Origin of the sequence: Paenibacillus massiliensis subsp. panacisoli DSM 21345, assembly GCF_000426545.1 — a bacterium.
GTDB lineage: Bacteria > Bacillota > Bacilli > Paenibacillales > Paenibacillaceae > Paenibacillus > Paenibacillus panacisoli.
Window position 1 is genome coordinate 285,538 of the sequence record NZ_AUFO01000001.1, and the last position, 25,059, is coordinate 310,596.

At 41.7% G+C, this 25,059-nt stretch carries 19 protein-coding genes; all 19 read right to left on the reverse strand.

Translation table 11 applies throughout. From position 1 onward, the window contains the following. Positions 1 to 61 precede the first annotated feature (61 nt). On the reverse strand, positions 62 to 2,905 hold the full coding sequence (locus tag K331_RS0101245) for a DNRLRE domain-containing protein (RefSeq protein ID WP_028588865.1): 2,844 nt from the start codon (positions 2,903 to 2,905) through the stop codon (positions 62 to 64). 34 nt (positions 2,906 to 2,939) lie between these two features. Next, positions 2,940 to 5,030 carry a lactonase family protein gene (locus K331_RS0101250; RefSeq protein ID WP_028588866.1) on the reverse strand — a complete coding sequence of 697 codons (2,091 nt, stop codon included), beginning with the start codon at positions 5,028 to 5,030 and terminating at the stop codon, positions 2,940 to 2,942. Positions 5,031 to 5,042: 12 nt separating this feature from the next. After that, a complete protein-coding gene (locus K331_RS0101255; RefSeq protein ID WP_028588867.1) occupies positions 5,043 to 5,642 on the reverse strand; it encodes a hypothetical protein in 600 nt (199 codons plus the stop codon). 68 nt (positions 5,643 to 5,710) lie between these two features. Then, entirely contained in the window at positions 5,711 to 6,172 is a 462-nt protein-coding gene (locus tag K331_RS0101260; RefSeq protein WP_028588868.1) for a hypothetical protein, read from the reverse strand. Between the two features lie 44 nt (positions 6,173 to 6,216). Further along, positions 6,217 to 7,365, reverse strand: coding sequence for a hypothetical protein (locus tag K331_RS0101265; protein ID WP_036633870.1), 1,149 nt, complete (start codon positions 7,363 to 7,365; stop codon positions 6,217 to 6,219). Positions 7,366 to 7,385: 20 nt separating this feature from the next. After that, on the reverse strand, positions 7,386 to 8,024 hold the full coding sequence (locus tag K331_RS0101270; protein ID WP_028588870.1) for a phage tail domain-containing protein: 639 nt from the start codon (positions 8,022 to 8,024) through the stop codon (positions 7,386 to 7,388). Between the two features lie 8 nt (positions 8,025 to 8,032). Then, positions 8,033 to 8,668 carry a hypothetical protein gene (locus K331_RS0101275; RefSeq protein ID WP_028588871.1) on the reverse strand — a complete coding sequence of 212 codons (636 nt, stop codon included), beginning with the start codon at positions 8,666 to 8,668 and terminating at the stop codon, positions 8,033 to 8,035. A 20-nt stretch (positions 8,669 to 8,688) separates the two neighbouring features. Beyond that, the gene (locus K331_RS0101280; protein WP_028588872.1) at positions 8,689 to 9,291 is read right to left on the reverse strand and encodes a phage tail domain-containing protein; all 603 of its coding nucleotides are present in this window, start codon (positions 9,289 to 9,291) and stop codon (positions 8,689 to 8,691) included. Positions 9,292 to 9,313: 22 nt separating this feature from the next. Next, positions 9,314 to 9,733: a PAAR domain-containing protein gene (locus tag K331_RS0101285; protein WP_156897600.1), complete on the reverse strand. Its 420-nt coding sequence runs from the start codon at positions 9,731 to 9,733 to the stop codon at positions 9,314 to 9,316. A 408-nt stretch (positions 9,734 to 10,141) separates the two neighbouring features. Further along, entirely contained in the window at positions 10,142 to 10,879 is a 738-nt protein-coding gene (locus tag K331_RS30830) for a stalk domain-containing protein (protein ID WP_028588874.1), read from the reverse strand. A 260-nt stretch (positions 10,880 to 11,139) separates the two neighbouring features. Further along, entirely contained in the window at positions 11,140 to 11,889 is a 750-nt protein-coding gene (locus K331_RS0101295; protein WP_028588875.1) for a stalk domain-containing protein, read from the reverse strand. 115 nt (positions 11,890 to 12,004) lie between these two features. Then, entirely contained in the window at positions 12,005 to 12,325 is a 321-nt protein-coding gene (locus K331_RS28670; protein ID WP_051289526.1) for a hypothetical protein, read from the reverse strand. A 9-nt stretch (positions 12,326 to 12,334) separates the two neighbouring features. Next, positions 12,335 to 12,808 carry a hypothetical protein gene (locus tag K331_RS0101305; protein ID WP_028588876.1) on the reverse strand — a complete coding sequence of 158 codons (474 nt, stop codon included), beginning with the start codon at positions 12,806 to 12,808 and terminating at the stop codon, positions 12,335 to 12,337. Between the two features lie 323 nt (positions 12,809 to 13,131). Continuing rightward, the gene (locus tag K331_RS30835; protein ID WP_028588877.1) at positions 13,132 to 13,872 is read right to left on the reverse strand and encodes a stalk domain-containing protein; all 741 of its coding nucleotides are present in this window, start codon (positions 13,870 to 13,872) and stop codon (positions 13,132 to 13,134) included. Positions 13,873 to 13,976: 104 nt separating this feature from the next. Continuing rightward, complete coding sequence (locus K331_RS0101315; protein WP_028588878.1) at positions 13,977 to 17,441, reverse strand: phage tail spike protein; 3,465 nt, start codon at positions 17,439 to 17,441, stop codon at positions 13,977 to 13,979. 48 nt (positions 17,442 to 17,489) lie between these two features. Further along, positions 17,490 to 22,487 (reverse strand): transglycosylase SLT domain-containing protein, encoded by a 4,998-nt coding sequence (locus K331_RS30840; RefSeq protein ID WP_028588879.1) that lies wholly within the window; start codon positions 22,485 to 22,487, stop codon positions 17,490 to 17,492. Positions 22,488 to 22,874: 387 nt separating this feature from the next. Further along, on the reverse strand, positions 22,875 to 23,009 hold the full coding sequence (locus K331_RS32920; protein ID WP_264177733.1) for a hypothetical protein: 135 nt from the start codon (positions 23,007 to 23,009) through the stop codon (positions 22,875 to 22,877). A 753-nt stretch (positions 23,010 to 23,762) separates the two neighbouring features. Then, the gene (locus K331_RS0101330) at positions 23,763 to 24,452 is read right to left on the reverse strand and encodes a phage tail tape measure protein (RefSeq protein ID WP_156897601.1); all 690 of its coding nucleotides are present in this window, start codon (positions 24,450 to 24,452) and stop codon (positions 23,763 to 23,765) included. Positions 24,453 to 24,555: 103 nt separating this feature from the next. Then, entirely contained in the window at positions 24,556 to 25,056 is a 501-nt protein-coding gene (locus K331_RS0101335) for a hypothetical protein (RefSeq protein WP_028588881.1), read from the reverse strand. Positions 25,057 to 25,059 lie beyond the last annotated feature (3 nt).

Genomic DNA, 25,059 nt, shown 5'->3' on the forward strand with positions numbered 1-25,059 from the left:
CGGCTGAATACCACCGAGTAACGGTTGTGCTTAAGAGTGACTTTATGGTATCTATTCACCTTTATAGCATATACACATATCCCCAATCATTCTCAAAAGAATCATGAATTCTAATCTTACTCTTCAGATCTCGAGCTGATCTTACTCTTATCTTAATCTTACTGGTCACATCTAGATTGGCTCGATAGGGCACTTTAATTCTTGATTTAAGGAAGCCTGAATGGACGGATATCTTAGACTTCAAGTTTGCCATATAGAAGACTTTGACCCGTGAAGGGATTTCTAGTTGACTGCTTCTTTTAATAACAATGTTGCCTTTTAGGAAGTGCTCTCTAGATGCAATAACATTGATTTTGGACACTAGTTTGCTGGTATGGATAACGGAGATTTTGCCTTTAATGTTATCTTTGGTTACGATCAACTTGGAACGAAGTCCTACTGTAGTAGATCCGATGATTTTGATTTTGGATGCTATAGCATATTGACTATTTCGAGCAACCTTAATTGTACCAGATTGGAATGGTCGAGATATTCTGATGCTTGTTATTATGTACTTATCAGACTTAACTCTAACAGTTAGCTTTGAATGGACATCATATCGATCTGCTCGCTTTACAGTAATATTTGATAACAGATTTGGATTTTTAATAGATAGGTGAGAATCCAAATATCCCATTTTCTTTACTTTTAAGCGAGAGTTAATGATTGAGTCGAACCATACCTGCTTTACATTAAGTTTCGAAGGCGTATCGCTGGATTTTAATTGTTTTACTTGAATCTTGTTGATTCTGAGTTCGTCTCTGCCAAAAGAGTAAATAATTTTATCTACATATTCAACAACTAGTAAAGGAAAATATCTGCTCTCTCTTGAATAAAATCGTTTGTAGAATAAATCAAGTTCATTTTGAGCTTTAATTAGGATGCCATTATTATCCTTGCTTCCCTCATACCAATTTGTAACCAGTTCGGTAAGGTTAAAGTATAAATACCTCCCAACATTCCCAACATCCATTTCCATAACCTTACTGGTTGGGGAAGGCTGATTATCCCATGTTATTCCTCTTTCAGTCCAGTCTGATTCAAGTTCAAACAGCTCAACCCTCTGGACTTCAGAAGAACTTGCTTCGTGATAAAGCTTTAGGTGAGCACTTTTAATTAACGAGTTATCAGGAATAGTACTGATATCAAATCCTAAGAATGAACGGTAACGCTCGTTATAGTTCGTATTGAATCCAGTGAATAAATCCTGCTCAGTACCATAGTTTAGCTTAGGGATACTTTCACGGACAAATGCATCTTTAACAGGAGCAAGTTCTACTGTGGTTGTTGGAGGTCTTACTATGTCAATAACACCTGATGCTCGATTACTCACAGGTATATTAATTCGAGACCTTAGATCATGTGGCTTTTTAATAACAACTTTTGATGAAATAGCAAATTTAGAAAGAGGTGTTACCACGATTTTTCCTGTAGCCTTATTGTGAGGTGGAATGCGAATTTTACTATGAAAAGAGATACGATGAGGCACTTTTAGTGAACTTCTTATCTGATATCCATTTCCATCAGCCAACTCGAACAATTGTAACTCTACAAGAGCATTACTACTATTGCTTACTGACCTTGTAATATTAAGTCTGTAATAACGATAAGCTATTTTTCTGTTTGATATATTTGAATCAATAACACGGCTTACTTGATTATTAGTGTAGTTTACACCTACAACCTGATCTAAAATATTCCAGGTAGTATTATCAACGCTACCCTCAAGTGTCCAATCAAGAGCACCTGAAGCAGTGTTAATTCTATGAATGGCATATTTAGCGATTGGCTTATTATTGTCTTCACCCAAGTCTATAGTAATCCATCCCGTTCCCCCATATATCCACGATTCAGCGTTGACTGTACCCACAACACCATCAAATGCTTTCCACGGTGGAAAGGCTGAAATATTGTAATTATTAAAAGATGTGATCACATATGGAGTAGGTGTTGTTGCTGATGTCATATTGGGATGAATGATATTAGGTGAAACAAAACTTCTTGAAATGACTATATTATTCTCATCAGTCTTAACTTCATTGTCAAAGAGTAAAGTTAAATTACTAAAAACAGGCACATTTATGTTATTTGTTGATAGCGTGGTTCTTATTTTAAGGTGGGTATTACTAAGGTCTAACCCCAATGGCTGTTGGAATGTTCCTCCATTGCTTAGACTGTACCGAGGCTCCCATGTAACACCGCCATCATGAGAGAAGGATGCTTCTACCTTGACTGATGTTCCAAGTGGAGTGTCTTCCATCCAATATACATTATTGGTCCTAAGGATACCCAAATGAGAAATATCATATATCTTTTCTCGTGTTTCGGAGTATTCCTGACCAGAGTATACCTCGCCCTCACCAACAGTAATAGAATAAGGGGTGGTGCGTATTAAATTGAACTTTACATACCGATATGATTCAGACGCAAAACTAGAGACAAATGATTGAACACCATTAGTGCCTGTTCCTTCGTAACCCAAACTAACAAAATCGACACCATTTACACTTCCAAGCACTTCAACATAACTAGGGGTTGGGGCACCACTAGACATGCCTGTGAAAAACATTGTTCCCCCAATTTTTTGTATGCTTCCTAAGTCAACCACAATTTCTTCGCCTGATGTTGTGAAATAGCGGAACCAGTTATTTCGATTCCCATCTGTAAACATCCTATTATTAGTGTCAGCAGCGCCACTGACAAATGTTGCATTCTGTGTTTTTGTGTATGGCTTGTTTAATGCAAGATTAGTATTTATGTTTTTATTAGTTAATGTTAACTGCCCGAAATCTGTGACATAAATATTAGCGCTGCTGAATATTCCTGTTTGCATCTGGGTTTTGGTTTGTTCAGTTATTCGATACATTGTTCACCTCCCTTTCTTTTTTGTTATTAGACCACTACACTTTATCAGCTCGTACTTTAAGTTCAAACATGCCCCCTGATGTAGATGATTCTGTAGATGAGGCACGAACAAAGAAAGGAATTTCCCCATATGCCTCCAACTCTAATCCGTTATAACTTATGTAATCCACTGGTACAAAAGGTGTTTCTGTTTGACTTATTACTACTTTAAATTCAACAGATGGATTTACAACACTCAATACAATGTTCTTGAGTGCATAGCCATAGAAGTTTTCAAGGACTACTTTTTTAGCTCCAGTTGTTTGTCCAGCTACAATAGTACCGAAGTCTATAAGCATCAGCGTGTTGCCTCTGTTATCCGAATAATAGTCTTGAGTAGATTCATCTTTAAAAAAGACATTGTTCGATGGCTCATAATAAAACCTATAGAAGTTAGTAGTTTGGGTAGTTGCAAGCCCCACATAATCTCTTACTGCTGTTAAATTACTTAGTTGATACCTCACGTTTATTGTTTCTGCTACCTTATTAACAAAGGTCTTTTTGTTTGAATTAAAGCGATAAATGACTAGATTATAAGGCGATGTCTGTGTCACTGTAACAATAAATTGACCTAGCCTAGAAAAACGTATCCCTGAGATTGGAGCAGTAGACCCCAATGATGGATATATCGGACTTGTAATTGCACCTGTTAATGTATTAAAATTTGCAACACAAAAATAGGGAGCAGTAGTTATTGCAAACACTATGTATTTATTATCAGATGACAAATCAAAATCCGTAGCAGCATCCTGTAGGGTGGTCTCAGTTGGGACAATTTCGTCACCTACTGTCCCAGAATCAAATGGATACACTCTGACTCTATTGTCTCCTCTTCGAACTACCATAAATTTTTCATTTGTGGAGAACTGAATTCTAACGACTCCACTTGTTCCAAAACTTTTGTATGTAGGAGAGCTTAATAAACCAGTTGTACTATTTAACTTGGCAAACATTACTGATGCACCATAAATAAAGGAAACAAGATTATTGTTAACAAATACAATATCTATTGGCCTAGTGTTGGCAGAATGGGACATGTTTTGAATAATCCTTTTTGTAAATCCACCTGTACTTGGCTCGTATTGATACACAAAGATATTGGCTTGCAAATAATCTGAGTAAACTATGAATTGATTATTGGGTGAAATTGCAATACGATCTAAATAATTTCCATTTGTAACGTATCCTCCAACTGGAGCAGGAAGTTCTGTGAGGGTATTGGTGCTCTTATTTAACGAATAGATATGAATTATTCTGTTATTTTCCAATGCGATAAATAAATTTTCATCCTTGCTGAGTGTCACATATCTAGGAACAAACCCCAACCCACTAATGGGGACTATGGTTAAGGTTGGATCAACTGCAACAGGAAACGAACGATCTGAGTCTGCTAGCCAAGAATAGGGAACAAGAATTTGCAGTCTGAGTATATTGTGATCTTTTTTTATGTGATATCTACATCTAATTTCTTCCGTTGAATTACTTTCAAAGGTAACAGGAGAAGCAAGTTTGAATACTTCAGTTCCATCTTGAGATTTAAAAACGATGTCTTTGTTAGTATAGAATTCATTTTCTTGAATCTCACCATCTACAAACATTTGAACATCAGCAGAATAATCAATTATTCCATCAACCGCCAACTCGATGTTCTTTCCAATCAATGTATCGTTGTATTTGGGTAAATGATTGAGTATCGTATTATGCTTTAGTCTTCCGTATTCAACAATAAATTCATCGTCAATATCTGCATGAACATTTTTATAAACAACTGTATTCCCGTCAACTACTGTTGGTTTAGTATTGTTGATCCTACCAAGCCATTCTTCGTTTCCATATTCATCAATAAAGCCTACCCCCAATGGAGTCCAATCAAAATATTCATTGTCAACAACAACCTTTACAGGAGCATAAGTACAAATATCATCACGAAAGTATGTTTTTATTGTATTGGTTGTGTTTTCTAGCGAAAACGATTGATTTGTTGATGGTTTTATTGTTAGTTCTATTTCTTGCTTATCACCCTGTTCATCAATGTAAGTGGGGACTGATGCCTCTATCTTTTCAAGCTTATTGATATTTAATCCCATGCGTTTCCTCCTTCACTGAATAATCCAATTAGTCTCCCCAGCAATTTTTTTATTTAATGGAGCTTTGATTTTATCTATAGTCATACCATTTCTTTTAATTACCAATTCACCATCTAACGATTTCGAAGAAACAAGTCTTAAGTTTAGGTACATGGGATTATCATAGGAGATAACGCATAATGCCTTAAAATTGATTTCTACTCCATCTAACAAAAGAGATACCTTATAACCAAAAGAATAGTCAGTGATCACTGGATCAATAACTGTCTTTAAGACAACTGGGTCAACAAACATTTCTGCACTTTTAAATGTAATATGATCATTGTACTTAATCTGTTGGCCTGTTAATGAATATGTGCAATTTGCAGTGACATAGCTAAACTCATACATTTTTCCTATGATTTTAAAAATTCCACTATTTACTTCGTAATACAAACGTTGACCTTGTCCGATCAAACCGAAACGAATGAGTTTATTGGCATCTATTGATTTAAATAAATTCTCCTCTTTTGTTACAAAGTCATATTCACTTAATGAAGTCTGGTCATTATATTCTGCATGCCAGATAAACTCTTGTTCAACAGGAGAACAGGGGTGTACAATTTGAAACATTGAATTCCTCCCACCTAAAAATGAAAAGGACAGCCAATTTGACTGCCCAATTTAAGATATTCTTATTTTTATGTAAACTGATAAGCTACACGAGTCAGAAACTCAATGTCTCCAGCATTTGCAGTTGTTGGGACATTCGCGTGTAGAGTAACTTTTGCAAAATTGTTTGTAGCGGATAGAGCACCATTGTTCACAGCGCCTGAAATAACTCCAGCACCAACAGAACCACCAGCTTGAATAGTTTTAGACGAAGAACCGCCAATAGGAGTAAAAGTAGTTTCATTCATACTATCCACCTTGGCTTCAATCCATCTCCCTGTAACCAATTCTCCTGTATCACCACCGTTTTGGTCCTTGGTCGTGATGGTGCAGTTAATCATGTCAGATACAGCTGTTTGACGATTACGGTTATTCCAAATAAGAAAGGTTGTATCAGGAGAAACAGAACCAGCCTCAACCGTCTGCACGTCCCATGTGTTTACTTGTCCTGTGTTGGTCGCATTATAAAACTCAACTATAGGTATTGCCATAATAAAATTCCTCCTAATAATAAAATAAAACACCAGGTTCGGTGTTATGTCTGGATGTTCATTTGAATGGTAATCCCTTGAATCTCTTGATCGACACTAGTGATGTTAAGTCTAAAATAATCATTGGCATGAACTGTCTTATTCTGAATGGAATGAGTAGTAGACTGTTTCATGTTCAAATCAAAGAGGATGTTGCTAGATAAAATATTATCCCATGCTTCCGTCTCAAATGTTGATTCGGAAATTTTTTGGATCTCTATCTCAGTAGGAACTAAGACGCCAGACTGGATACAATAGGCCTTGATCTCTTTAATCTCCCCATCAAAAGGAAACTGGAAGAGAAGAGGGGGGATGCCTGTGAATTTGGGTCTTCCCAGTGCAAACATAATGGGACGAAGCTCTAATCTCTCATGAAAGGCAACGTAGTCCTCCTTGGACATCAGACCATTTAGATGGGGAGAGGCCGCAGGAAATGCGATCTGCGTAAAATTCTCGATTAGAACCCAAGATGCTCCATCCCATCTATAAATATTGCCAGTTGTACGAACCATTACAGTCCAGCCCAGCTCTGGCCTAGGATAGGCACTTGAGAGATCACTATAATAATTGACGGGAGGCTTGTAAATTTTCATGGCATGCTGGATAGCTTCGACTGCTTGGCTGGCAGCATCCAAGGCCGTCTCAGCGGCACGATGTGCATTATCTGCGGCTACATTAGTATTTGCCGTTGCTAGTGTTGCGTCGGATATGGCCTCATTAATTTGGATAAGCTTTTCACTATATGTACTTATACGCTCCAGGATCTCATCAATAATATCTTGTAGTGTTTTTATGATGTCGGGATTCCTGTCTATCATTGCATATACACGAGAGGCTGGGTACATGATCATTCCTTTGCCTTTATAGCTACATAAGAATGACTTCCCCTCATGTCTAGCGTGAAACTGAATGACTCCATTGGCATAGTTAACTATAAATTCGTTCTCAGCAAGCACCTTTTTTTTCGCCAATTCATCGCGTTCAATTTCTATCAAGCCTGTGATCCGAACCTTATGATCACTCGACGGAATTTCCAGCAGGGTAATAATCCCATTAATGACGGGCAAAGCATCAGCTCTGTCAGGATAAGGTGCATCTCTCCATATCATCGATACGGGATCATTATATTCAAAATATGTATTGAGATTTGACAACAAATCACCTCCTTTATGGACTATTGAAGTCTTTTAAATTGATATCGAAATCTAAAATTTGCCATCCCTTCAACTTTGAACACATTGATACCCACTGGCAGATTAAAATAGTTGTCGTTGAAGTTGTTGTACCTGTAAGTTACAGGCAAAGACGTGTCGATATGTTCTCTTTCACTATTCACATAGATGGTTTCTTGATTAATTAGGTCTGTGAATTTGAACTCCCTATTGTGATCTGAGGTATTCGTTAATGTAAGGTCTCCGTTGCCAACCTTGGTGATCCAGATCTCAGGCTGACAATAGGTTTCTCCGTCATTATGGATGATGACGATGGGTTCAAAAAAGAGAGAGAGGTCTTGGAAGATAGGTACAGTGTTATAATGGGAGGCTTCAAGTAAGATTCGGAACTTGAAATATACCTGATTCACGGGGACAGTCACATCTAGGTCAGGAATTTCTCCTCCATTCGTACATGACTTCCATTCCGACCACTCATAATTATCCCAAGAAATAGAAGTCTGAACATGCAGCTTAGAACCAGAAGGTACGGTGGCATTCCAAGATATTTTATTAATTGTCCCATCACCGCCGACAGATATGAAGGTTGGTTCCGATGTATATGTGCCCTTTAGATTAGCAGCTTGCAACCATGTAGTCATAGTGTCACCTATTCTATTTTTCCAAATGGGCGAAATTCGGCAGAGATGCCAATTTCTCTCCACTTTGCAATACGATAGCTTGACCAGACAGCGGTACCATCAGGTGTCGTGATTCCATTGGAGGCAGCCCATGCAGGCTCAAATGTTCCTGATTCTCCTGCTACCGTACACACATAGAATCGTCCATTATCTATAGAGGGGAACACAATATCTTGTTGATTGTAGTTGGTTGATGCTCTCCAAGTGGTTGCACCTTTAGTATCCTGAACCTCGCCTCCAGAAGATACAGGAAATGTTGGCTCTTGTACTGCTGAATATCCGGTCTGGATGCATTCATAGATATGTCCATTATCTACTGTCGTAGTGATTCGATTCCCGAGCGTGTAGGAGGTCAGTCCTTTCCATCTAGAAGCAGCGATGCCTGCACGAGTACAGATCCATCCTACAAAACCACCAGGAGTAGGCTTATCATTCCAAATTCTCATTCGAACATGATGTTGCCCGGAAGTAGGAGGGGCGGAAGCGTGAATTTCGGCCACGTCATCTAGTTTTTGGAAATTCACCTGCAGATCCATTATGGTCTGATATTGTTCGTCAGTATGTTCGGGCTGTATTAATCCTAGCTTTTGTGTTGTTGTCGACATGTACTAGCTCCTTTCATAAATTAATCTAGCCAAGTGGTGCCTCTGGGGATATCGATCCATCTTGTCCTAGCCAGATTCAGTATGATATCTCCTTGACCGTCAATAATTGTCCGGTTATGATGACCTGTAGCAAAATTATTGTGCTGGATCGTAATCGGCGCTTCGTTCCATTGGTATTCATTCGATGTATAGACCGGAGAATAAGAGTAGGGAGAATCACATCTGAAATTCAAGGAAATATATCCTTGCTGAAGGCAGTTATGAATAAGATTGGGTTGACTCACTGCCAGCGCATAATAAATTCGTTCGGGCTGTCTCCCGAAGTCGTTCGTAAAATACAATTCTTGATAATAGGACTGCTCAGTAAGCCATCTGGCGACCTCTCTGATTCTCTTCGTGTCCCAATGCTCGTCAAATGCTGCAGTAATACTAAATTCAAGAGGTTCTTTTTTTATTTGCTGAAAGTAGGGCTTGTCTCTTCCTTTAATGGACACCTCATCGATAGATCGAGTAGGGGCGAGCACTTCCTCTTGCATGCCTCCAGAAAGGTTCACGTTATATAAGCCAAAGTCGACAGATTTTTTTCCTGCATAGGAAAAGAAAAGGGAGTCTCGGATTGTCAGTTATATCACCTCCTTTCAAATATCATCTTGCAGAATAGAAATGGTTGCTGCCTGTTACAAGGGGTATTTCTTCGCTGTCGGCAAAGGAAGTAACCATGCTGCCGATGAATGCTACAGGCTGCCCCTCAACATATAATGAAGTAGATACACCGCCAGTAATACGACCATTGCCCGAAGTTCTGCTAACAATCCTCCATCTTGATCCCTCTGGTCTGGTTAAAGATCGGGCGCTTTCTGATGTGATATCATTTAATCGCGCCACGGGTGATCCTTGTATATATAATTTTGATGATCCACTTGAAACGTAGCCTGTAATCTCTGCATCCGTTTCCTTATCACCAATTTCATCACCATCACTGTTGGTTCTGACCCATTGAATAAAATCGCGAAGTGTAAATTCTGCAATTTCCGATCCGACTATAGCAGCAGCTTGAATAATCATCACCTCAAATCTATTTGGAATATCCATTTCGGGTGAAATAAAAAAAGCCGAAATGCTCTCTATCGAGTGGACGTCTCAAAAATTCATCCTACATGTTAACTAGATTTTCTCCATCGCCAATAGTTGTGCTTGTGCTGTCCAAATGGGTTCTGACATTTGAACCAACATTTCCGTCCTCGTCTCGTCCTGTACACACGCGACCACTTACATAAGTCTCTTTGAATCTCACATAGTTTTGTTTTCGTACTGGAATTAACGTTGGACCATCTATAGATAGGGCACCCATAATTCACCTCAATACAAAAAAGCCGCTCAAAAAGAGGGCTTTTGGAGATAAAATATTAATAAAATTGGTATTCTACTCAAAATAAAAAGCTATTCTTTGTTAGAGTGACAGGTACGATTATGTTAATCTGCAATTCCTTTTCCAATCATATATGCTCGCATCTCAGGCCATCCAGTATCGCCCTTTTGAAAAAGATCAATAGGCTTATTCCCGTCTTTGTTTTTAATTGAAGCATCTGCATCCATATCTATCATTGCGCCAATATAAAATACAAGCCTATGTTTTATGGCATAGTGCAAAGCAGTGTTACCATTTGAATCTTGCAAATCGGGCTTTAGCGCATTTTTACGAATTACTTTGTATGTTTCAAAATCATCCTTCTCAATCACAAGCATCAATAATGTTTTGCCGTTATTCGAATCCTGAACATTTAAATCAATCTTACCACTAGCAATATCAGTAGCAATTTGCGCGGCATCTAGCTTATCTCCTTTGGTATAGGTTTGTTCCAAGTTGGCTATCTTGCTTCCTGCTATTTTAGTCGTTGAAGCTGGCTCGGCTTTTGTTGTTGTAGACTGACTAGTTGGAGCACTGGTTACCCCACCCTGAACAAGTTCAATCTTAGCGCCTGTTGCAGAAGCAACACTGTAACCCAATGCATTTGCTGTATCACGAACAGGCAAATAGCTACGTCCATTTACCGAAATCGGCTTTTCTGACAATTTAGCTTCTTTCCCATCAACATAAACTTTTGTTGTAAGTTGTGTTGCTTTTAAGTATGTACTTGCTCCAGCTACACTGGCTGTTGCTAAAACAATACCAAACACTGTACCAGCAATGAATAAACTTAGTTTTTTCATCTTATCCTCCACTATCTAATATTTTGACGGAATGTAATATGGAGTACTTAATTGGTTGAAAAACGCTTAAGGGTTCTTTAAAGAAGAACTGTTGCGTTTGGATTAACGACCGTCCAAGCAAAAAAACATATCTTGTAAGCTCATTTGTTCAAATAAGTGGAAATATCATTTTTTCTCAAGAATTAGCTTTAAAACAGAGGATTGAAGTTTAATTAGAGTGCAACAAATAGTTAACTTAGTAAAAGTTACTATTTGTTGCATTAATTGGCTGTTCCTGTATTAATCATGTAAATTCTTAATTCAGGCCAACCAGAGTTACTTTTTTGCAGAAGATCGATTGGTCGTTTTCCGTTCTTGTTCTTTATAGCTGCATCAGCATTCATGTCTATCAGAGCACCAATATAAAATATGTTTTTAAAGTTCGCTGCATAGTGCAAAGCAGCATCCCCATTGTTATCCTGTAAATTTGGATTTAGAGCATTTCTTCGAATAACTTTATAAGTCTCAAAATCGTCTTTCTCAATGACGAGCATTAACAAACTCTTACCACTGTTAGAGTCTTGGACATTAAGGTCAATCTTACCACTAGCAATGTCTACTGAAATACGTTCCGCATCCAGTTTATCACCTTTAGCATAAGTCTGTTCCAAGTTAGCTACTTTGCTTCCACCTATCTTAGTGGATGTGGTTTCATTCTTTATCGTAGTAGTTTGACTAGTAGATGGGGTAGAGGAGGAGTTGATAGACACTCCACCTTGAACAAGTTCAATCTTAGATCCTGTTGCACTAGCAACACTGTAACCCAGTGCATTGGCGGTGTCACGAACAGGCAAGTAGCTACGTCCGTTTACCGAAATCGGCTTTTCTGACAATTTAGCTTCTTTCCCATCAACATAAACTTTTATTGTGAGTTGTGTTGCTTTTAAGTATGTACTTGCCCCTGCTACACTCGCTGTTGCCAAGACGATACCAAACACTGTACCAGCAATGAATGTACTTAGTTTCTTCATTTCATCCTCCAATATTCGATCTTTTATCTAAGTATCAATTAGATCCTAACATAATTATCGGAAATTGAGGTGGAATTTTCAGTATCTTTATGTGATATACACTAAGTATTCAAAGTCATATCTTGTTCCTTAAAATGTGATTGGTGGAACATGTTTCTTGAAAATATGACTGCTCAGTGAACCAGCGAGTAACCTCATTTATTTTTAGCTCCTTCCATGTATCTACAAAAGTAAAATTCAAAGAAAGACTCAGTGGATATTTATGCATGTTTTTAAAATAGAGAAGGTCTCTACCGATCACACTCACTTCATTAATAGTCCGAGAGGCTGCAAAAGCTTCTTCTTGAGTGCCATTATTCATATTGACAATATCAATTCCATATTCTGTTGACTTAATTCCTGCATACGAAAAGTACAGAGAATCACGAAAAATCAAAAATTCATCCTACATATTTACTAGATTTTCTCCATTGCCAATGGTTGTGCTTGTACTGTCCAAATGCGTTCTGACATTAGAACCAACATTAGCAATAAGGACACCATTATAGTAAACATTCTTCGTGTTGCCAGAGATAACTGTACCGGTTCCTGAACCACTTTCTGCTGGCTCAATTTCATCGATGTCTCCACCGTGAGAAGGTCGGATATTTGCTGTCCATATTTCAATGGTAGAATCTCCAACCAAAGAAACTGGTTCTCCATTCACAAGAAAATTTCTACGGGGACTCACAACATATCCATTTAAAACTACGTCTGCTTTTCCTGATGCAGTGGAGTACACATCTTCCCACGAGTCACAATGGCCATTTTCATCACGACCAGTACAAATTCTACCACTTACATATGTTTCTTTGAATTTAACGTAATCTTTCTTAGTAACAGGAGCGAGAGTAGAATCGTTTACCGATATTGATCCCATAATTCACCTCCAAAGTAAAATAAAAAAGCTCATTATCTCTTTTTATACAGATAGGCTTAATTGTATTAAGGCATACGGACATATATGTCATAATTTTATCTTCTGTATTCCTCATAAAGAAGGTTGTATTTTACCCAATCTGTTTGCACATCCCATGCTCCATTTAGAAGAAAATAGTTCATGCCTTAAAAATGACGATCTAAATTCCACTAAATTCCCCCCCTTTTTCTTTTGATCTAGTAGCTGATTTTGTTTTAAGAAAATCCATAAAATTGGAGAACATAAAAAAGCCATCACAATTAGTGATGACTCTTGTTGAACAATTAATTTCCATATCTAATCATGTAACCTTTTAATTCTCCATAGACTACAACTTCCATGTCTCTTTTTGCCAGATCAATAGGGAGTTTTTGCTCATTATTTTTAATGTTCGGATTAGCCTTCATATCCATAAGGGCACCAACATAAAATATGACGTTGTTTTTAGCAGCATAGTGAAGGGCAGTATTGCCTTCTGAATCTTGGAGGTCAGGCTTAAGAGCATTTTTTCGAATAACTTTATAAGTCTCAAAGTCATTCCTCTCAATAACAAGCATCATCAAACTCTTTCCATTGCTGGAGTCTTGGACATTGAGATCAAGTTTCCCGCTGGCAATATCAGCAGCGATACGTTCAGCATCTAATTTATCGCCTTTAGCATAAGTCTGTTCCAAATTAGCTATTTTGCTTCCTCCTGTCTTTGTAGGTGAATCCTCACTCTTTGTTGTTGCAGTCTGATTGGTAGAGGAAGAACTTTTTGAGACTCCACCTTGAACAAGCTCAATCTTTGATCCTGTTACAGAAGCCACACTGTAACCTAGTGCATTTGCAGTGTCTCTTACAGGAAGATAACTTCTTCCGTTGACTGAGATTGGTTTCTCTGATAGTTTTGCTTCCTGTCCATCAACATAGACTTTAGTTGTAAGTTGCGTTGCTTTCAAGTATGTACTTGCACCTGCTGCTCCTGCAGTAGTCAATACAATGCCAAATACTGTTCCAACAATAAATGTAGCTACTTTTTTCATTTTATCCTCCTAGCATTTTATTATTTTCACTTAATTTAAATTATCTTAGTACATCTATCGGAGGATAACAAGGAAAAAGTTAGTAATTATTGCTAAATAGAAATCTAGTTATCAAAATTAAAACGAACAGCCTTAAAGTCCATTGTGCCATTTGCATTTAACTTAATTGACGCTCCTCCACTCGTTGCAATCTCAATAGCTCCTTCTGTTTGCAAAAAGATATTTCTTGCAGTTTGAGTAATGTCATTCCCGTCTACTAAGATTGATATTCCTGTGTCACTCAAACTAATGTTCCTCATTCTACCAGTATTTTGAGCATAGTACAAAAAGTCCATTGTGCCTGCTGGCTTATTAATGAATCCTTTCCCTCGAGTACCTTGTGAGTTATCTGGATCATCACCCTCGCCGAGTACAATTGATGGGAAGGCTGTTTCGGCTTCACCTTCGAAAGTTATTTTTAGCTTCTCTTTTTCTTCCATTATGTTCTCATAGACAGGCCAATCCGTTGGTTCAACAGTCATCTGTCCGGTCTGTGATTCACTTAGCCAGTATAGCAGTCTTCCGTCTGACAATGTCCTCTGAGGCCCTTGTGACAGTACCGTTCCTGTTAACCATTTAGCTTCTTTACCTTCAATACGAATATAGTTAGAAGGGCCTTCCAATGCTGCATTAGATAAAGTAGATAAGCTTCCTGCTACAAGATCACTAATATAGCCTTCAACGGATGTGAAAATCTTAGCCGAGATTAGCTCGGCATCAATGGCACCTACCCCCACGAGATCCCAACCGAATAGATCAAATTTTCCATCCTCTGTACTTGCCAGGAAAGTTCCATCAGGCTTGGTCAGTAGTAGATTTTTAAATCTTGCTCTACCATCAATGTAGATAGCAGCAGGGGAGGTGTCGATGTCTTCACCGCCTACAGTGATCCCTTTATCGTCAATAATGACTACTCTATTGCCGCTACCCACAATCAACTTGCCATCTTGAAATACACCACCTTTGGCATACATAATGCCATCGGGAGTGACACGGAAGGGGGCATTGGGCATGGATTCGCTGCCGAGGCGAAGGCCATCCCTGTCTACCTTGAAAATTGAACTCCCTGAACCAATGGTCATGGAGCCGTCCGCGATAATGCTGTCCTTGACACGAATATTCTGCGCGTGAAGCGTTCCCTGAACATCAGTCCAGAGCCTTTTCTCGAAGCTGCTACCATTCCTCTGATCAATGTAAAAGCCAGTAGCGCTGTCCATCCCGACATGGTTGACAATGCTCTTGTCGTCGCAATCCGTGGACGCATAATTGTTGAAAATAACGCCAAAACGATCAGGCTGGGTGGACGTCAGTCCCAACTTGACCACCTCACGTCCACAGCGATCCGTAATGGTGGTTGTAGGACCCTCTGTCATCCATAATCCATCAGGATCACCAATGACGACACGCTGACCAAGGATGATTTTGCCCAGTACCTGTTCGGCGATGACTCCATCTGCGGAAATGGCGGTCTCGTAACGTAGTCCGCCGGAGCGAGTAAGCGCCAGCACGCCATGGGTAGCACGAAGGAAACGTTGCGGATCGTTCGGATCGGTAATGGTTATCCCTTTTTGGGAAATATCCACAAACTCGTTGGACGCCATGTTGACCTCATTCGTGACCTTATTCCAGAAATTCTCGAATAGCTGGCTCATCTCCGAAGTGTCATAGACTGCCTTTCCCCATTTGAACTTGTTGGAGTCTACGGTAACGCTGGTGTTCTTGACCTCGCTCAGGAATTTCTCCAGCCGCTTCGTCTCGTCATTGACATCCTTGGCATTGGAGACGACGATGCTGATGCTGGAGCCTTCATAGTCGTAGTTAATCTCTGTAATACGGGCTGTAACCTGGATGCCCAGCGGCTCGTACTTAATATTCACAAAATCGCCCAGCACCAGCTTATCCCAGTTGTACTGCTCCTCCACGATCTCGAGGAAGTTCACGACATCCAGCTCAATGGAGAGCTGCGGTGTCTGCAGCTCTTTGAACTTGGCCTCGGCCTCCTTCAGCAGGTCCTCTGCATCGATAATACTGGAGTTGACGTATTCGCGCTCAATGATATACTCACCCAGCTCAATGAGCTGAGCATCCGTGAAGTTGACCGCTTTGGAGGTCTGGCTTTGCAGTTGGGTAATTCGGCCACTTACCTCTGTAATCTTGTGTTCCTCGGCTCCCATTTCCAGCTTCTTCTGGGTAATCTGCATTTCCTTATTATCCAGACTATAGCGTTCAATGATCGCAGTCCTGTTGTTCTCTTCATACTCGGTGACACTAATGGTGCATACCTGCATATAGACGCTGGAGCTGCCGCCGCTTACTGTGATTTGCAGAGTATCCTGGTTGCGTACCTTGCCGAGCAGCACCCATTTTCCAGCCTGGATGCCCTGGTTGGCTCCATTCAGGGATACGGTCATTCCAGTGACATCCTCGACCTTGATCATGGCGGCATAAGGGAAGCCGTTATTCAGGTTGAAGCTGCGACTGGAGCTGCCACTATGCTGGTATTTCTCGAAGAACATTTTGCCATCGAATTGCTGTGACAGCATCGTATCCGTAATTACAGACTCATTCTTCAGAAGAGCATCCAGCTGCACGGATAGCTCGTTAAGCTTATGCTCATAGCCTTGCCGTTCCTTGAGATAGGTCTGGAACAGCTCCTTCTTGGATTCCAACAGGGCAGCATAGTCCAGCAGGGCATGACAGAGGGAATCGCTCATATAGTGGCTGGATTGCAGCACCCGCCGCTGTGTGTCTCGTTCGAAAGGGTAGATCCAATAGCCAAAGTTCTCGATATAGTTCTGACCCGTCGGGTTCACATCCTGAATGCCGAGATCGTCCTGGCCGAAAGCCTTCAGCCGGGTTACCATTTCGTCCGTCTGGATGCTGCGGTTCATTGACTTCAGGTACTTGCTCCAGGAGAAGGTCAGCCCCTTGTTGATGCCCGTCAGCTCAGGCTTGCGCAGGGAGACGGTTCGCCGCTCCGAATTGAATTCCAGAATGGCATTGTAGGTCTCGGCAACTTCACCCAGGCACTCTAGGACAGTGGAGTTGGGGAAATCAAAGGCCCGGTAGGTTAGCTTGAAATCCGCATCGATATAATCCACAGACCATAGCGTATCCGTGAGCAAAAATTGCACAATTTCCTCCGCTTGCTTGGATTCCTCTGAGTACTCCTTGATCATCTTATCAGCCAACTGCTGGTTGATAGAGTAGCAGCTTACCGCCTTCGTATCCGCGTCCTCCTGCACCTCGTCATCTAGAGTATGAATGAAGAACCACTCGGTCTGTGAGCCTTCTACGACCTTGATCAGATATCGCTCCCGTACAATATCAATATGCCGATTCGGCAGTAGTCGATGATGCTGGTCGATGAAGTAGGGGAGGGAGAAGGTTAATTCGTACACTCCCGCGAGCTTGGTCGCTTTGGAGATTTGGTACGCTTCGCTTAGCTTGCTGATGATCGTCCGATCCGGCTTGCAGAGGAAGAGCTGCGGTGTGACTGGCTTTTTGTAATAATCTATATCTCCTAACAAATCGATCTCCTTTCCAAAAAACAGCTGAAGAGAGGAGGGGAAACCTCCTCAGACCAGCCTGCTTTTCATTTTCGTATTCAGTGCTGCCTCGAAGCTACGCCATAGCTTGGACCCACTATCCTTGTCATTGGCCTGGATGATAACCTGATCAATGGCGATAGATTGGTCGGTGCTGGTGGAGGAGCTCTGCTGATTCACCGTCTTGAAGATGGAGGCAGGGGTGAGTGCCTGGAGCTTGTCCATAATAGAGCGGGCTACCCCGACTGCATTTAAAATATTTCCTGTATCCGCCTTGTTCAGTACCATTTCCTTCTCGTGCAGGAGTGCGAATTTGCCTTGCTGCCAAGACGAACCCGACCCTGTCACCCCGCCTTGTTCAGCGGAGAACAGATTAAGCTTTTTGAGCTCGTCATAGGATTTGTCTGGGAATCCGTGTTTCTTCCGGTGAGCTTCATTGGCGTTATACAAAGCCTGGAATTGTTTATCCAACTGCTTGTACTTGTCGCTATTCTTGTCCAGCTTGGCCATTTTCTCACGAAGCGTTTCAGCCTGGAGCTTGTTGGACAGATAATCCTGCCAAGCAGCGGCCTTGACTGCTTCATCAGTCTTGGACGATCCAGAAGTGTTACCTGCTCCGCTGCCACTTCCATTGCCAGAGCCTATGCCAATCTGGCTATCCAGGTTCAGGAGATTATCGAGCTGGCTCTCATCCAATCGGAAGCTGTTCATCATATTCTGGAATTGCTGGCTTGTCTCAAATGCGCGCTCCTTTAAGAAAGAGAAGAAGGTAGTGTATTCTCCTTTGAGTGCTTCAATCTGAGCTTTGACGACAGCATTATCCTCACTCATCAGGTTCTGCTTGATTTGGTAGAAGCGTTGTTCGTCCTCAAGCATGTCCTTATATTTGCGCTCGGTCTGGGTCTTCTCACTATCAATGTTATCCAGGATGGATTTGTTCAGATCATTTTCGGTGTCCTTGATCTGGTCCACAATGTCCTGTCGATCCTGAAGTTGATCGTTCAGTCCTTGCTTACGCAGTTCACGCTCACGATCCTCCTTGAACTTGGCGATTTCCTCGTCCTTAGTGTCCATTTGAGCTTGAAGATCCTGACGCTTCATTTTGGCTTCGTATGAGGTGTCAAGCAGGAGCTTATTGAAGCGATCTTGCAGCTTCTGACGTTCGTCAATCTTACTCTTCAGCTCACTCTCGTAATCCTCACTTTGGGCGTTACGGTCAAGCTGTTCTAGCTCGTTACGTATGTAGTTCTCGAAAGCTTTATGTTCTTCGTCAATATTCTTCAGACGCTGCTCGTGGCGCTTGTTCTCGGCCTTGGTCTGATCCTCGATGGCTTGTAGGGCAAAATCTCTCTGCTGCTCGATAAGCTTCTTATAATTGCTGATTATCTTGTCAGCCGCGCTCTCCTTGATAGCGTAGATCGCGTTGCTGTAGTCCAGCGTCTGCTTGGTCAAGTCATTCAGTCGCTGAGAGAGCTCTTCCTTCTGGGCGATGCTTAATTTCTCGTTAGCCAACTGGCGATTGACAGCCTCAATCTGCTTAAGTGTAGCCTCTCGTTGCTGGTTCAGCAGACCGATTTGCTTTTGCAGCTCCTGCTGGTATTCTGATGAATTTTCATCCAGCATCGACATTCTGGAGCGGGACAGTTCCAGCTCATAACCGGCTTCGTCGATCTTCTTCTGGTACTCATCCAGATTGCTGACAATGACCGCATAATATTTATCTTGCTTTTGTTTTTCCAACTCCCACCACTGCGTGGAATTCTCGGCAAGCTGTCTATCAAATTCACCATTAGTGATCTGCTTCTCCTGCACAAGTCGACGGAGCTCTTTATTCATTTGTTCTACTTGTTGCTGCTTCTCTTCTAGTAGATTGATTTGAGAGGATTCTTCTTTTCGCCATTCCTCAGAGACTTGGCTGTATCTTGATTGTCTTCCCTGAGATTTGGCAGCCTCGTCGTCTTTTGTCTGGAGCTTGTCTTGGTATTCACGCACGAGATCCTGAATGATTCCGGCTCGGTTGTTCTCAAGCTCCTGTATTAATGAACTGATTTGTACATCTTTATCGGTAACAATTTTTTCCTTGGTGTCAGGCTGTTTGGAGTTTTTGGTGGAATCATTGCTGGATGTGTCGGTTGCTTTGTTTGAACTACTGGCAGTGCTGGTTGTTGTATTTGCTCCGTAATATTTAAGTACATTATTTGCGTATTTTTTAGTCTCAGAATAAGGAATATTGCCGAGCCTTCCGTCGCGATCCCATTGTTTTACACGGTTTGGGCCTGCATTGTAGGCGTATAAAGCAGTTCTGACATTTCCATTAAAAATTTTGAGCATGTCAGCAAAGTATTTAGTGCCTGCTTTGATGTTTTGCTCGGGATCGTAGGCATTCCTTACACCAAGTTGTTTTGCTGTGTCTGGCATGAGCTGCATCAAGCCTTGAGCTCCAGCCGATGAGGTGGCATTTGGATTGAAGCTGCTCTCTGCCTGAATAATGGCTTGAATCAGCTTCGGATCAATTCCGTTTGCGGCAGCATGCTTGTTAATGAGATTAGCGTATTTTCCTGTTACCTGTGAAGAAGATGTAGTTCCCTGGCTTGAGGCAGCACTTGGCGTTGGAATGGTATCATTTGTTGCAGTAGTATCCTTGCTCTTCTTCAGCAGATCGATTTGCTGCATAATCAGCTTGTTTTCCTGCTCCAGAGATTCACGATATTTGCTAGAGCCGGGCTTAATCCGATTTCTTTCATTTTGCAGGATAGCAAGCTCGTTTTTGATGTTTTGTAGCAGATTCTGCTGCTTCTCTAAAGCTGCATTAGCTTTCTCAGTTGCTTTTCTTTGGTTTTCTTGCTGTTTGGTAGCTTTTTCGGAGGTTGAGAAAAGACTGTCGGACATGGTTTGTTGAAGGTTAGCTTCAGCCAGCGCATTATTTAATTTTTCTTTTTCTTTCCTAAGTTCTTTGTAAGGATTTGCCCCCGTATCATCTTGTTTTTTGTAATAGTTGGCAGCCAGTTTATCTGCTGTCTCCTCTGATATGTTCCCTTGTTCAAGTTGCCTAGACAATTCACTAATACGTACAGGAATGTTTGCCCGTGCGCGTATCTCGCTTTCGAGCGCCTCTATACGATCTCTGGCCTGCTTAATCGTATCGCGCGTATACTCTAAATCTTTGGCTTGTACATCTTTAATACTATTTTTGTGAGTATTAACGTACTGGAGGATGCCTTCTTTTGTTAGTTTAGTCGTACTAATAAAATCTCCATAGGTGTTATTCAGCTTTTGGATAGTACCTACAGACAAAGAATTATTGCTCTCTAATTCTCGCTGGGCTTCGTTCAACAAATCAATATTCTTTTTTCTATCAGAATATTTTTCAAATCCTTCATTAATCTCGGTTGCAAACAGCTCAGATCCACTACCTGCACCTCTTAATGAGCTGATGAATGATTCCATTACGTCTCTCGTTAGATTAGCAGTAATTCCAGCATCTTTTAGGGCTCGAGTTAGTTTCCCGAAGTCGCCAGTGTCAATAATTTCTTCTAAATTAATCTTTTTTTTCTGGAGCTCTTCGGTAATCTTTTGAATCTGTTGATCGTACTCATTCAGGACATCTTTATAGTTGTTTGCATCAATGTTCTGATTCTCACCAAAGATTTTGGAGTAATGTTCAAGAAACAACGAGGTATTTTTATCGACATTGTCTAGATCAGCAAGAGCGACCTCATTCATGTCTTTAAAAATGTCATAGAAGCCCTTCATATTTGACTGTAAGTTGTTCTTCTCGGTATCTATCGTGTTATTAGCCTTGCGGAAAGTATCTTCAATACTGGCTACATAAGTGTCAAAGGTATTATTATTCCATAAGTAAGCCTCTAGTGTGTTTGCATCAGTTCCGCCAATATTCCCGAATGTTCTGTTGATCTCATCCGACAAATCCTGTAGTTTTTTTTTGTATTCTATTGGATTTTTATTGGCTTCGTAAAGACCATTCTCTGAGGCATACTTGTGCGCGAATTCGAACACGGGCTTTCGTTCATTTAAGGTTGCAACGTCTTTGGAATTTTGTTGTATTTTTTCTCGGCTAGAACTAATAGCTTCTGCGTTTTCCTTTAAGGATTCGGGAGCAGCCGAGATTAGCTTCTTTTTGTCCAGCAGTAAAGCTTCTTTTTTTGACTGAATTAGGGCGTCGATTTGCTCTTTGTTTTTATAAATTGCATTCCCTTCATCGTCATAATGCGAAATAATATCAGGCATAATATCCGACATTTGCTTCCTGATTCCCAGCATCTCTTCTTGCGACTTCTTGCCACTGTTGTACTCCGCATTGAGATTCTCTAACTGCTGGACTTTGAGCTCGTTATCGGTCACATTCGTTTTTAACTGGTCAAAGAATTGCTTTTGTTGCTCATTGGCCTTAGCAAACGCATGAATGAGTCCTTCTGCAATCATGCCGATCCCAACAAGAAGAAGACCAATGCCAGTTGAGGCTAGCATGCCCTTTATAGACACACCAAGTGCAGCGATACCGCCTCGCAGTCCTGCTAACACTCCGTTCATTGTAGTAGCCTGTATTATTGCATTGCGTATAGTACCGTTGAAACTGACAAAAGCAAAGCCACCAGCCCCAAGCAGCAATGGCAGTAGACCAATCGTATCTACAACCTTGGTTAGTGCGGTCAAGAGGCTGGTGATGCTGCTGGTCAATACAATAACGGAATCAGACAACACAGCATTCCCGGCAGCGGAAGCAAGTCCATCCCACGAAGCCTTCAGGCGATCAATGCGACCTTGCAGGGAGCCCATATATTTATCATTTTCAAGAGCGGCAGCGCCTTGTGAATTCATTGCAGTCTCGGTCGCTCTGAGGGAGGTCCCGTATTCTTGCATTAATGCAATGAATTGATCACCTTTCCCATAACCAGCGAATTGTTCTGCTGTGAACTGCTGCTGTTCCTTGGTGAGTGTATTCCACTTACCAGCTAGATCGTCTAGAATAGCTGTCACGCTGCGGGCCTCGCCTTGCGCGTTATTCATGGATACTCCTACACTGCGCAGTATTTCTTCGGAAGTACTAAGAGAGGTTATACGTGTATAAATTGTACTCAGTGCGTCCACGCTGTTACTTTCAGGCCATCATGCCTTACTGACTATACGGTGAGAGTATAGCGGAGACGGTGCTTCTCAAAAGTGTCTTGACACTTGACCGTCTCTCTACGCCTTCATGTCATTCGGTTATAGCGTAGTTCAGACTATATCTTCATCTGTCGGATGAGCTGTACCTGTAGTTCTGGAGTTCTCCCATCTGGCAGATGCCTTGCGTGTAGTCGTTACGGGGATAGCAATAACTGCTATCTTCCCTCGGTATTACGTTCCTCAACGCTTCCACCGATATAGCAAGGTGTTCACTGGCCAATCGCTTGGCTAGGCGGCAACAAGCTTACCGACCACTGAGCCGCTTTCCTGTGTAGCTGTTGCCAGTGCTGTAGTATGGCCCAATAGCTGTTCCATGGATACCGTTGTTGTTACTCCTTGAATACGTTCAAGGGGGTAAGTCATTTCTGCTTACCTCTGCATTTTCGTAGCTTGCCAGGTAAGGGCAAGGGGATTATAGATGCAGACCAGACTCTATCTTTATCTTCGTACAGACGCTCATAGAGCGAGTACCAAGATAGTCAGCGTAGGATGCATCTGTCACCAGATCCACCGCGTAGTCGTTACGGATTGCTGAAAAGGTGAGAGAGTAGAGGCCGCACATCTGATGCGCAGTTCAACCCTCTGTATGCCGATGATTATTATGTATGTAGGCAATTATGAGTTCACTCAATTCTAGCTCTTTCCTCGGGATGACCTGTCCCCAGACGTTTCCCGATATGGCTGACTGTTCACTAACCGATCACTCGATTAGGCGGCAAGGGAATGATCCCCACCGTAGGTTTGGGCCGTACTGCCAGCGGATGACATACTGGCTGTGAGATCGCTGGTCGTGACAGCAAAGTTTCGGTTACAGGCTGTTACTTTCGGATGGCTGTCACATCCTACGGACTGTATCAATGACGATACAGCGGGAAGGGTGCTTCTTGAAAGTGTCTTGACACTTGACCCTTCCTCTGCACTTTCTGCGTCAGGTTATCGGTGCAGTTCAGACTATATCTTGTCCCTGCGGAGCAGGGCTTCGGCGTGTAGTCGTTGCGGATTCATGTGCCGCGATTCCCTAAGGCGTATTCATTCGCTAGGAGCAGCAAGCATGTCTTTCCTCAGAATTACCTACCTCTAGGCTTCCTCTGATATGGCCGAATTGAACTGCATACATTACTGTATGAGGAGGCTGAACCTGTCTACCTCTAATAATTGATCTGCTACACTAAGACTGCTGGACGAATCCGTGCCTAGCTTGGTTACTGCCGTAGAGACGGCTTCAATTGTCTGCTGGGGAGACATATCCGATATATTCTGCATGATCAAGGCGGTACGGGCCAGGTTGTTCACCTGACTCTCATCGAAGCCCATGCGGCTGAATTCCAGGATTGTCTGGTTCACTTCCTTCATGGATCTTCCGACCTCTGCAGCGGTCTTGGCGCTGTTCTGCAAAATCTGATCTACATTGGTGAACTCACCCAGCACACGCTTGAGCTCATTCATTTGGGTGTCAAGCTCGATCGTAATACGGGTCATATCTGCTAGGGCAGGTATGATCAGGGGAGCGAGCTTGCCGATGACCATTCCGCCCAAGCTGCCTTGGCCAAATTTCTTGTTGACTGCTTCCATCTGTGCCTGGATACTAGCAATTTGTTGTTTATAATCATCTGAGAAGCCTGTACTGTCTAGACGTCTTTGCAGGCTCGACATGCCTGTAAGAGAGCGCATCAGGAAATTGTAATTGGATGCTTCCTTATCCAGTAAGGCCGAAAGCTCCGACTTTGCTTTGTTAAATTCATTCCGCCGCGTATTTTCGCGCAAGGCCTCTTCATACAGAGCATCCATATTTGGTGGTGTAGGCAATGGTTAATGTCACTTCCTTTTTATACTTGTGTCAGCAGTTAGCTGGATTTATGCAAAACGCTCGCAGCATCACTTACGGAAGAAATAGAAAAAAGAAGAGACATTAGGATCTCTTCTCCATTCCGTCGATGGGGCTCTGTTCCGCCGATACGTGATTAGTTGTGCAAGTTGAAGCATGATCTGTAGCGATGTCATCAGCATATATGTCCTCTACAATCTCGCAGAATCGATCATACCAATCGGCTGCAATCCCCTCGAATTCAGCTGGACCACAGTGGATGACGGCATGCTTGATCGCCAGTAGCATATCCTTGCGCTCAGGTGTCTCATCCATGACGATTCGCTCGTGATAGAGCTTCCTAAGCTCCTGCAAGCGTTCAGGATCGTTACGAAATGTTATGCGCCCGTCTTGTTCGTGCGGGTGGCCGTCCTCGTCGAGAAGGGCATAGTCCATGTTGATGTCATGCGAGTCTGACAATAGCTGGTCATAGTGTTCAGCAAGCCATTTTTTGAATCGAACTTTGTGCCTGGATTGTACACGATCCGTTTTTAACGTATCCAGATAGCCCAGGAAGTTCTCCACTTCATATTTATATAGCTCCATAGA